1 protein-coding gene is annotated in these 1,767 nt (G+C 62.7%); it reads right to left on the bottom strand.

All coding sequences use genetic code 11. The features are described 5' to 3' along the window. A partial coding sequence (locus ATC00_RS00055; protein ID WP_064251563.1) for an adenylate/guanylate cyclase domain-containing protein occupies positions 1-1,578 on the bottom strand: 1,578 nt, incomplete at its 3' end. Positions 1,579-1,767: the final 189 nt, after the last annotated feature.

Raw genomic sequence — 1,767 nt, 5'->3', positions numbered from 1 at the left:
GAGGTATCGAGGGTGCCGCCGCGCCGGCGCGTCCGCTATGAGCCGCTCCAGGAGATCGGCCGCTTCTCCGTCTCGCCCGAGCCCGAACAGGATGTGCGAAAGATAAAAATTGTACCAGTTGGGGTGACACGGATTTAGGCGGCAGGCGATCTCGGCCGCGGGCAAGGCCCGCTCCGGCTTTCCCAGGCACGACTGTATCCAAGCCCAAAGGATCTGGATGAATGGATCGTTCGGGTTCATGGCCCGTGCAAGGTCCATGTGCCGCTCGGCCCGGTCGAAGTCGCGCCACATCAGGCACATGTATCCGAACACGGAGTGCACCCGCGGATCGTTGGGATCCTTCGCCAACGCCTCTTCGGCCTGGCGTAGCGCGTCAATCCGGTCCTGGTCCTTCGCTCGCGGCACTCCGACACTGTTCTCGACCGAACGGTTCAGGCAAATCCAGGCCAGCCCCGTATGGGCCCGCGCAAAGCTCGGGTCGATCTGGAGCGCACCCTCGAAAAGTGCCTGCGCCCTCGCCTGGGCCTCGGGCGTGAACATGTCGGAAAGGCGGTTCCCTTGGAGGAAGAGGTCATATGCACGGATGTCCTCCGGTTGACGCCGTCGGGCAGCAACCTCGCTGTCCTGGATGATCCGCTGAGCCACCGTCGCGACGATGCTCCGGGAAATCTCCTCCTGGACGGCGAATACATCCTCGAGGGCGCGGTCGTATCGCTCCACCCAGAAATGAGCTCCACTGGCGGCATCGACGAGTTGTGCCGTGATACGCACGCGACCTCCAGCCCGCCGGACGCTGCCCTCGACCAGGTATCGGACCCCGAGTGAGCGGCCGATGTCGCGCGCGTCCATGCTTTTCCCGCGGAACGAAAAGGATGAGTTGCGAGCTATCACCATGAGCTCGTGGAAGCGCGAGAGTTCAGTGATGATGTCTTCTGTGATGCCGTCGCTGAAATATATCTGCTCGGGATCGCCGCTCATGTTCTCGAACGGCAGCACCGCTACGGCAGGCTTGGCGGCAGAAGGCCAAGCGACCGTTCCGGCGTCAGGGGCGCTGTCGAGCACCATCGAATAGGCCCTCACAGGGCGCGCAATATTCTTCAGGCGCTGCTCACCCGCATACGCGAACCGACAATCGAGCTTGCCCGAGAGCTGGTCGTAGGCTGTTCCGGAGATCAGGACGCCGCCCGGCGGGCAGGCTTGCTCCAATCGGGCCGCCACGTTGACGCCGTCGCCCAGGAGGTCATCGCCATCGACCAGAACGTCGCCCAGGTTGATGCCGATACGCAAGATAATGCGGCGATCAGCCGGTATCTCCGCCTGCCGATCAGGAAGCTGCTTCTGAACTGCAGCGGCACAGGCAACAGCCTCGACGACGGACCCGAACTCGGCGATCAGGCCGTCGCCGGTGAGCTTGACGAGGCGGCCATGGTGCTCCAGCAGCAATGGCTCGAACAAGGCCCGACGCAAATCTTTGATCGCCGCGAGCGTTGCCGTCTCGTTCAGTTCTACAAGGCGTGAGTAGCCCACCACATCGGCAACGAAGATTGCCGCCAGCCTGCGTTCTCCGTGGGTAGTCATTTCTTCGGCCCCTGGTACGGCCCGGTACTCATGGCCAGCCACTCCGAAATCAGGGAAGGATAGCTTAGTGCCGCCTCCGCGACCATCTCCCAGTTCGGAGATTGGGCGGGTCGTGGCTACCCGCGGAGAGTCCGCTTTTCAAGCATTACTCCCCGATTACATCTAGTGAGGAATGTCGCAGAAGGGTCG

This window comes from Sinorhizobium americanum (assembly GCF_001651855.1).
In the GTDB taxonomy this organism is placed as follows: Bacteria; Pseudomonadota; Alphaproteobacteria; order Rhizobiales; family Rhizobiaceae; genus Sinorhizobium; species Sinorhizobium americanum.
The sequence above is the reverse complement of the archived record's forward strand: the minus strand, read 5'-3'. Positions and strand labels throughout refer to the sequence as shown.